This window comes from Streptomyces sp. NPDC033966, assembly GCF_055575955.1.
The window spans coordinates 1-8,072 of record NZ_JBVIRQ010000041.1; the positions used below are offsets into that span (position 1 = coordinate 1).

The window sequence follows — 8,072 nt, forward strand, 5'->3', positions numbered from 1 at the left end:
CGTCCCTGAGATCTGTTGTCGATCCGCTGATGAGTTCGACCCCTCGGCTCCTGCCCCACAGCAGGAACATGCGCTCCTTCGCTCCGAGAGCAACGAACAGAGGCCGACGGAACGGCACAGGCGGCGGGCTGACCGCCGAGACCGACGTCCCCCAGCCGTCGGGCACCACGTTCACGTCCACGGCCAGTTCGACTGCCACGCGTTCCAGAGCGGCGGCCAAGGTGCCCGCAGCCGCCAGATCGGGATAAAGGTCAGGGTTCACCTCAGCAGTGTGGCGTCTCGGGACAACGAAAAGAAACGGTGTCTAATTCGAGTGGAAGCGCACAGCGCGGACCGAACCAGGGGCGGCCATGTCCGACGATCCGAATGCCTCCCGCGAGGCGCCGATCAAGGTGTTCCTCCTCGACGACCACGAGGTGGTCCGGCGCGGGCTGCGGGACCTGCTCGACGCCGAGCCGGACATCACCGTCGTGGGTGAGGCAGGCACGGCCGAACAGGCCCTCGCCCGAGGGCCGGCTCTGCGTCCGGACGTCGCGGTGCTCGATGTCCGGCTGCCCGACAGTGACGGCATCAGCGTGTGCCGGGAGCTGCGGTCGCACATGCCGGGGCTGGCCTGTCTGATGCTGACGTCCTTCGACGACGAGGACGCCCTGCTGGACGCGATCATGGCCGGCGCGTCGGGTTACGTGCTGAAGCAGATCAAGGGATCCGACCTGGTCTCCGCGGTGCGTACGGTCGCCACCGGACAGTCCATGCTGGACCCGGCCACGACCGCGCGTCTGATGCGCTCGCTGCGCGATCCGGAAGCGGCGAAGGAACCGCAGGACGCCCGCCTGGCGGCTCTGACGGAGCGGGAGCGGGCCGTCCTGGAACTCATCGGGGACGGCCTCACCAACCGGCAGATCGCCAAGCAGCTCTACCTGTCCGAGAAGACCGTCAAGAACCACATCTCGCGGCTCCTGGGCAAGCTCGGCGTGGAACGCCGGGTCCAGGCGGCCGTCATCGCCGCTCAGGTCCACGATCACGACGACGGCGGCCGTACCGAGCGCTGACCAGGGCCGATCGGTCCCCCTGCCGGCGCGGGGTCCCTCCTGCCCGGCGCGCCGCTTCCCGGGCCGCGGGCAGCCGCCGGTACCGGTACGTCAACAGGGCGCGAGCGGAGATCTGCTCCTCGCGGGCGGCGACCGCCCGCATGGTGGAGCACCCCGGCGGGTCCTCGGGCGTCCCGGGCGGGACGTCCCCGCTGAGGGCGCTCATGACGCGTGCACCACCCGGCGGCCGGTGAGGCGGAGGGGAGCGAGTTTCATCCAGTGGGTCCGCGGGCCGCCTGCCCAGGGGTGGGAGCGGGCGGTGGCGGTCAGGTGCCGGACCTCGTCGGGGTCGGTGACGGCCTGGAGTTCACCCACGGCCAGGACGCTCCAGCCGCCGGCGGTGACGTCGTCGATGTTGTCGATCTCGAAGGCGATCTCGGTGCCGGCGGCACGGGCCGCGAGGGTCTCCGCGGCGGTGCGGAACGCGATGGTGGTACCCGCGACCATGTAGTTGACCGGGAGGACGGCAGGGCCCTCGGGGGTGAAGACCGCGATGCGGCCCACTCCGTGCGTCCCCAGCAGCATGCGGCATTCTTCCTCGTCCAGTGGGACCAGTGCGGTGTCGTGGCGGGCCGGGGCACGGCCGCGCACCCGCCCGACGCTCGCGCCCGTGAGGTCGTCGACCGTGACGCCGAGGACGTCGGCGACCCGTACCAGGGTGCCAGTGGCGGGGCTGGCGGCGTGCTCCTCCAGGTAGGCGATGTAACTGCCGTCGGCTCCGCACCGCCGGCCCAGCTCTTCACGGCTCATACCGAGGGCCTCGCGGCGGGCTGCCAGGCGGCGGCCCAGGTCTGTGCCCCCAGCCGTCCCGCCGGACGGCGGGTAGGGGGTGCGGGGGATGTTCTTCATGGCGATCACTGCTCCTGGGGCGGCACGGCGACCGCGTCGTGCCGCGGGCTTCCGAGGACGACCTTGAGGGCGCCGGTCTCGCCGGCGCGCGAGAAGACGTCGTACGCCTCTTCCATCTGGTCCAGCTCGAAGCGGTGGGTGACCATCGCGGTGCCGGGGAGGCGTCCGGCGGCCATCATGCGCAGCAGCATGGGAGTGGAGTGGGTGTCGACGAGGCCGGTGGTGAGGGTGAGGTCCTTGATCCACAGGTCTTCGAGGTGGAGGACGGCAGGCTTGCCGTGCACGCCGATGTTGGCGACCCGGCCGCCGGGACGGACCATGCGGGTGCACATCTCGAACGCCTCGGGTACGCCGACCGCCTCGATGACGACGTCGGCCCCGAGCCCGTCGGTGAGGTCCTCGACCAGCTTCTCCGGCTCCTCCAGCGCGCTCGCGGTGGCGTCCGCACCGAGGTCGCGGGCAGCGGCGAGCCGGGAGGGGGCCAGGTCCACGGCGATGGTCCGGTACGGGCTGTAGAGCTGTGCGGTGGCGATGGCCGCCAGGCCTATGGGCCCGGCGCCGACCACGACGATCGTGTCGCCGGGACGGACGTTGCCGTTGAGCACGCCGACCTCGTAGGAGGTCGGGAAGATGTCCGCGAGCAGGACCGCTTCGTGGCTCGGCAGGGCGCTGGGCAGCGGGTGGACGGAGAGGTCGGCGAAGGGGACGCGTACGTACTCGGCCTGGGTGCCGTCGATGGTGTGGCCCAGGACCCAGCCGCCGCCCCCGCGGCACTGCCCGTAGCGGGCCTCGCGGCAGAAGCGGCAGCGGCCGCAGGCGGAGATGCAGGAGATCAGGACACGGTCGCCGGGGCGGACGCTGCGGACGTCGCCGCCGGTCTCCACGACGGTGCCGACGGCCTCGTGGCCCAGGACCCGGCCGGGGGTCACCTCGGGGACGTCGCCCTTGATGATGTGCAGGTCGGTGCCGCAGATGGTGACGGCGTCGACCCGGACGATCGCGTCGGCGGCGTCCTTGATGGAGGGGTCCGGGACGTCCTGCCAGGAGGTCTGCCCGGGCCCGTGGAAGACGAGTGCCTTCATGGCGCGGTCGTCCTCTCTGTGTGCGGGGCGGAAGGGGGGTCACCGCCAGCCTGTGCCTGCGTCCCCCCGCCCCGCTTGGGCCGGTCGGCCCCTCACCTGGGACCGGTAGGGCCCCTCCCGTCCGGCCCTGCCGGTGGGACGGTGAAATCCGGCATCCGTCCCCCAGAGCCGGAAGGAGGGTCGCGCCCGCGCCCCGCAGACGGGCCTATTTCTGGGCGTGCTGGCCGAGGTAGAACAGCAGCCACACGAACCCGGCGAACACATGGGTCCCGAAGATGTAGAAGAAGGCGCGCAGCGCGACACCCTTCTCCAGCCACTTCTCGTGCGCGGCCGCGGTCTCGCTCTCGGGCTTCTCCCTCACAGGTGCTCGCCTCCCTTCCCGGTACCGCCGGCTGTGGACCCGCTGTCCGGGCCGGTGTACGGGCGGACGCGAACCTTCACCCCGTGGCGGCCCGCCCAGGCCACGAGGTCGCCGACCTCGTTCACGCCCGCCGTGTGCGTGGCCGGTTCGGTGCCGGGGTCCAGGTAGGTGATCTCGTACATGTGGGCCTCCTCTTGGCCGCTGCTGGTCACGGGGTGCCTTCCGGCAGGATGGAGCGGACCACGACGGTCTTGCGCCGCCCGTCGGCAGCAGGCTCGATCCGTACGTATCCGCCGTAGGACCGCGCGAGCGCGGCCACCGTCCGCGGGCCCTCGCCCGCGGAGCGGTGGGGGACGGCCATCGGGCGGGGCCTCCGCGAACCCGGCCACACCACGACCCCCACCCACATCCAGAACTAGTAAATTGCATAACTCTGCAAGTCTAGCCCGGTTGGCGGCCTGCAGGGAAAGACGTACACCGCCCTCCGCCGCCGAGCATCGGCGTGCACCGCCGCCGCCACGGGCCCGTACGACTGGCGCCCCAGCACCAAGACCAGCGGGACGCCCACTCGAGCGCCCCCCGGGTCCCCCCACGCGCCGGTCGGGCGGTGACACGACGAGCAGGTCGCAGCATCTGTAAATTGCAGAATTCTGCAATTTCATAGATGCTGTTTTCGCTGCGCCTGCAGGTAGCCGTGGGGCACAGCACCAGCCGTTGCCCCGTTCGGGGTGGTGAGAAAGGTGCGCGACCGTGCCGGTTCCGCTGTATCAGGCGAAGGCCGAGTTCTTCCGGATGCTCGGGCACCCGGTGCGGATAAGGGTCCTGGAGCTGCTCCAGGACGGCCCGATGCCGGTGCGGGACCTGCTGGCCGCGATCGAGGTGGAGCCCTCCGCCCTGTCCCAGCAGCTCGCCGTGCTGCGCCGGTCGGGGATCGTCACCTCGACCCGTGACGGCTCCACCGTGGTCTACGCGCTGGCGGGCGGGGACGTCGCGCAGCTGATGCTGGCAGCGCGACGGATCCTGACCGAGGTGCTGACCGGGCAGAGCGTGCTGCTGGAGGAACTGCGCGAGTCCGGGGTCGCGGCCTCGTGACCGTGAACGCCTTCCTGGCCTCCGGGCTCGGTCGGGTCCGCTCGGTGCTGCCGGACCAGGCCGACCTCAGGGCCATGGGCCGCAGCCCCCGACGGGACCTCCTGGCCGGGCTCACCGTGGCGATCGTCGCCCTTCCGCTCGCGCTCGGCTTCGGTGTCTCGTCCGGGCTCGGCGCCCAGGCGGGACTCGCCACCGCCGTGGTCGCCGGCGCGCTCGCCGCGCTGCTGGGCGGGTCGAATCTCCAGGTGTCCGGCCCGACGGGTGCGATGACCGTCGTCCTGGTGCCGATCGTCGCCGAGTACGGACCCGGCGGCGTCCTGACCGTCGGACTGATGGCCGGCGTGATCCTGATCGCCCTCGCCCTGCTGCGGGCCGGCCGGTACATGCGGTACGTACCGGCTCCGGTGGTGGAGGGTTTCACCCTCGGGATCGCCTGCGTGATCGGCCTCCAGCAGATACCCAACGCGCTCGGCGTCGACAAGCCCGAGGGCGAGAAGGTCCTGTTGGTGGCCTGGCGGGCGCTCGCGGAGTTCGCGGCGTCGCCGAACTGGAACGCCATCGGCCTCTCGGCGGGTGTCGCGGTGCTGATGCTGGCGGGCGCCCGGTGGAAGCCGACGATCCCGTTCTCGATCGTCGGGGTGATCACCGCCACCGTGCTCACGCAGGTCTTCCACCTCGATGCGGTCCCCCCGATCGGTGGACTCCCCTCCGGGCTCCCCGCCCCCTCCCTCGCCTTTCTCGACGCCTCCGCCCTCGGCTCGCTGCTCGCCCCGGCGGTCGCGGTCGCGGCGCTCGCCGCGCTGGAGTCCCTGCTGTCGGCGACGGTCGCGGACGGGATGACGGTGGGGCAGCAGCACGACCCGGACAGGGAACTGTTCGGACAGGGCGTCGCCAACCTGGCCGCCCCGCTGTTCGGCGGCGTTCCCGCCACGGCCGCCATCGCACGCACGGCCGTCAACGTCCGCACCGGGGCCTCCTCCCGCCTCGCCGCCCTCACGCACGCCGCCGTGCTCGCAGTGATCGTGTTCGCCGCCGCACCCCTCGTCTCGAAGATCCCGCTGGCCGCGCTGGCCGGCGTGCTGCTGGCCACCGCGATCCGCATGGTGGAGGTCGGCTCGCTGCGCGCGATGGCGAAGGCGACCCGCTCCGATGCCCTCGTGCTCGTCTTCACCGCTGCGGCCACCCTGGTCCTCGACCTCGTCTACGCGGTGATCATCGGCCTGGCCGTCGCGGGCGCGCTCGCCTTGAAAGCGGTGGCGAGCCAGGCCCGGATCGAGCAGGTCGACTTCCGCCCGGACCTGCCGGGCGAGCACAGCGACGAGGAACACTCCCTACTGGCCGAGCACATCGTCGCCTACCGCATCGACGGGCCCCTCTTCTTCGCCGGCGCCCACCGCTTCCTGCTGGAACTCTCCGAGGTCTGCGATGTCAAGGTGGTCATCCTGCGCATGTCGCGGGTGACCACCCTGGACGCCACGGGCGCCCTCGTCCTCAAAGACGCGGTGGAGAAGCTGAACCGGCGCGGCATCGCCGTCCTCACCTCCGGCATCCGGACCGGGCAGCGCCAGGCACTCGAAGCGGTGGGCGCGCTCGACCTGCTGCGCGTGGAAGGGCGCGAGTACGCCACCACCCCGGAGGCGATCACCGGGGCCCGTGCACACCTGGAGCAGGCGGGCCTGCTTCCGCTCAAGCACCGAACGCACAGCATCCGGAAGGCCGCACGATGACCGTCCCCGCCGACCGCCGCATGATCGAGGTCTCCGGCACCGAAGCCCTGTGGCTCCTCAAAGGCTCCTCCCAGGGCCGGCTCGTCTACGTCCAGCGGGAGCTGGCCGTCGTCCGCCCCGCCGCCCATGTGATGGAGTACGGCCGCCTCGTCGTCCGTGCCCCGGTACAGGCAGCCGCCATCCCGGGCAGGGCGCTGCTCACCTACCAGGTGGATGAGATCCACAGCCCGGCCGGTACCGGCTGGACGGTGAGCGCGCACGGCCCGGCGGACGTGATCGTCGACCCGGTCGAGGCCGGCCACTACCGGCGCACCCTCCCCGGCTGGACCCTCGGCCCCCACGACACCCTGCTGAGCCTGCACCCGCAACAGGTGTCCGGGTTCCGCCTGGCCCGCACCGCGGCGGGGAGGGGCCGGTGAGCCTGCAAGTGGAGACGATGCCCTACCGGCACGTGCTGGACGTGCCGGCCATGGGCTCAGCCGTGCGCACCGCCCGGGAGACCACCGAGCTGGTCCTCGTGGAGTGCGGGGTGGGCCTGCGCCACCCGAGCGTCGGGCCCGCGCTGCTGATCCTGGCCGAGCTGGTCACCAACGCCGTCCGCCACGCCGCCGCCCTGTCCCCGGTCGTCACCGTCACCTACGCGCACGGGCCCGGTGCGTTCGCGTTCGCCGTCCATGACCGGCACCCCTACCAGCCCGCTTTGTTCGGCGCGCTCGCCACCGCGCCGGGCAGCGGCCTGGCCACGGTGGTGGAGATGACGATGGAACTCGGCGGCACCGCCGTCGTGCGGGCGGACGCGGACGGACGCGGCAAAGCCATCTGGATCACCCTCCCCCTGTGAAGCCGAGGAAAAGACGATGACCATCGAATGGCGTTACACCACCCGTCAGGACCTGGGTGTGCTGTCCCTGGCCGGATATCTCGGCGCGGACGCCACGGACCGGTTCTCCGGGGCGATCGGCTGGGCATTGGCCCGGGGCACCGGGCCGGTCGTCCTCGACCTGACGGGTCTGCTGGGCTGGTCGGCCGGCGGACAGATCGCCGTCGCCCAGGCCGCCCGCCGCCTCGCCGAACGCGGGCGCCGACTCGAGCTCGCGGCCATCCCCGCGGACGGCTCCCTCGTCCCCGACGCCACCTGCCCGCCCGTCCCGGTCCACTGCGACCTCCCCGCAGCCCTGGCAGCCCACTCGGTGCAGGGCGAGGTCGAGTGCAACACGAAGAAGGCCAAGGGCCTGGTCCTGAAGACCGAGTTCCCCATGAAGGCCTGACAGCGACAGATCCGCTGTCGGCGGCCCGAACGCCACGAAGGCCGCCCACCGGGTGCCAGGAGTTGCAGGGATCTGCAATTGTGGAGGTCACAGGTTTGAAGAGGGGCGATGACGCGCCCCCCACGAAGGAGCAGTTCCAGGTGGATGAAATGGGCAGTCACGGCAGGGTCACCCAGGCGAGCACACCGCTGTACCAACTGAAGGCGGAGTTCTTCAAGACGCTTGGGCACCCGGTCCGCATCCGTGTCCTGGAACTCCTGTCCGTACGCGAACACGCGGTCGCCGAGATGCTGCCGGAGATCGGTGTGGAGGCCGCGAGCCTCTCCCAGCAGCTGGCCGTCCTGCGCAAGGCCAATCTGGTCGTCACCCGCCGTGAAGGTTCCAACGTGTACTACAGCCTCACCCACCCCCAGATCGCCGAACTCCTGCGGGTCGCCCGCAGCATCCTCTCCGGCGTCCTTCAAGGCCAGGCCGAACTCCTGGCCGACCTCCGGGCCACCAACCCCGCCTAGGTGTATTGATCACGAGCGTTGTTGACACTCGGCAGGTCTTGAACATGGCGAAGACCTCCGGTGTGGTGGGAGCTGTCTAGGAACCCATTG

General features: G+C 71.4%; 12 protein-coding genes and 1 pseudogene. 7 read left to right on the forward strand and 6 right to left on the reverse strand.

Annotated elements, in window-relative coordinates; all coding sequences use genetic code 11:
• Window positions 1-262 (reverse strand): annotated as a pseudogene (locus tag ACZ518_RS39205) (DUF6193 family natural product biosynthesis protein); the annotation flags it as partial.
• Between the two features lie 88 nt (window positions 263-350).
• Between ACZ518_RS39205 and ACZ518_RS39210 the strand changes: the two are divergent.
• On the forward strand, window positions 351-1,052 hold the full coding sequence (locus tag ACZ518_RS39210) for a response regulator (RefSeq protein ID WP_469117811.1): 702 nt from the start codon (window positions 351-353) through the stop codon (window positions 1,050-1,052).
• A 201-nt stretch (window positions 1,053-1,253) separates the two neighbouring features.
• On the opposite strand, the gene ACZ518_RS39215 is transcribed toward ACZ518_RS39210, so the two are convergent.
• From ACZ518_RS39215 to ACZ518_RS39235, 5 genes are all read right to left on the reverse strand, one after another.
• The gene (locus ACZ518_RS39215) at window positions 1,254-1,940 is read right to left on the reverse strand and encodes a helix-turn-helix domain-containing protein (protein ID WP_469117812.1); all 687 of its coding nucleotides are present in this window, start codon (window positions 1,938-1,940) and stop codon (window positions 1,254-1,256) included.
• Window positions 1,941-1,945: 5 nt separating this feature from the next.
• On the reverse strand, window positions 1,946-3,022 hold the full coding sequence (locus ACZ518_RS39220) for a zinc-dependent alcohol dehydrogenase family protein (RefSeq protein WP_469117813.1): 1,077 nt from the start codon (window positions 3,020-3,022) through the stop codon (window positions 1,946-1,948).
• Window positions 3,023-3,227: 205 nt separating this feature from the next.
• Window positions 3,228-3,383 carry a DUF6126 family protein gene (locus ACZ518_RS39225; RefSeq protein ID WP_469117814.1) on the reverse strand — a complete coding sequence of 52 codons (156 nt, stop codon included), beginning with the start codon at window positions 3,381-3,383 and terminating at the stop codon, window positions 3,228-3,230.
• Entirely contained in the window at window positions 3,380-3,565 is a 186-nt protein-coding gene (locus ACZ518_RS39230; protein ID WP_469117815.1) for a hypothetical protein, read from the reverse strand. The genes ACZ518_RS39225 and ACZ518_RS39230 overlap by 4 nt, the downstream gene beginning before the upstream one ends.
• A gap of 26 nt (window positions 3,566-3,591) precedes the next feature.
• Window positions 3,592-3,744, reverse strand: coding sequence for a hypothetical protein (locus ACZ518_RS39235; RefSeq protein ID WP_469117816.1), 153 nt, complete (start codon window positions 3,742-3,744; stop codon window positions 3,592-3,594).
• A gap of 389 nt (window positions 3,745-4,133) precedes the next feature.
• On the opposite strand from ACZ518_RS39235, the gene ACZ518_RS39240 reads away from it, so the two are divergent.
• The 6 genes from ACZ518_RS39240 (at window position 4,134) to ACZ518_RS39265 (ending at window position 7,982) form a co-directional block, all read left to right on the forward strand.
• Entirely contained in the window at window positions 4,134-4,475 is a 342-nt protein-coding gene (locus ACZ518_RS39240; protein ID WP_469117817.1) for an ArsR/SmtB family transcription factor, read from the forward strand.
• A gap of 74 nt (window positions 4,476-4,549) precedes the next feature.
• Window positions 4,550-6,202: a SulP family inorganic anion transporter gene (locus ACZ518_RS39245; protein WP_469117822.1), complete on the forward strand. Its 1,653-nt coding sequence runs from the start codon at window positions 4,550-4,552 to the stop codon at window positions 6,200-6,202.
• Window positions 6,199-6,621, forward strand: coding sequence for a pyridoxamine 5'-phosphate oxidase family protein (locus tag ACZ518_RS39250; RefSeq protein ID WP_469117818.1), 423 nt, complete (start codon window positions 6,199-6,201; stop codon window positions 6,619-6,621). The genes ACZ518_RS39245 and ACZ518_RS39250 overlap by 4 nt, the downstream gene beginning before the upstream one ends.
• Complete coding sequence (locus tag ACZ518_RS39255) at window positions 6,618-7,043, forward strand: ATP-binding protein (protein WP_469117819.1); 426 nt, start codon at window positions 6,618-6,620, stop codon at window positions 7,041-7,043. Before ACZ518_RS39250 ends, ACZ518_RS39255 begins: the two co-directional genes overlap by 4 nt.
• 16 nt (window positions 7,044-7,059) lie before the next feature.
• A complete protein-coding gene (locus tag ACZ518_RS39260) occupies window positions 7,060-7,470 on the forward strand; it encodes an STAS domain-containing protein (protein WP_469117820.1) in 411 nt (136 codons plus the stop codon).
• 149 nt (window positions 7,471-7,619) lie between these two features.
• The gene (locus ACZ518_RS39265) at window positions 7,620-7,982 is read left to right on the forward strand and encodes an ArsR/SmtB family transcription factor (protein WP_469117821.1); all 363 of its coding nucleotides are present in this window, start codon (window positions 7,620-7,622) and stop codon (window positions 7,980-7,982) included.
• The last annotated feature ends 90 nt before the right edge of the window (window positions 7,983-8,072 follow it).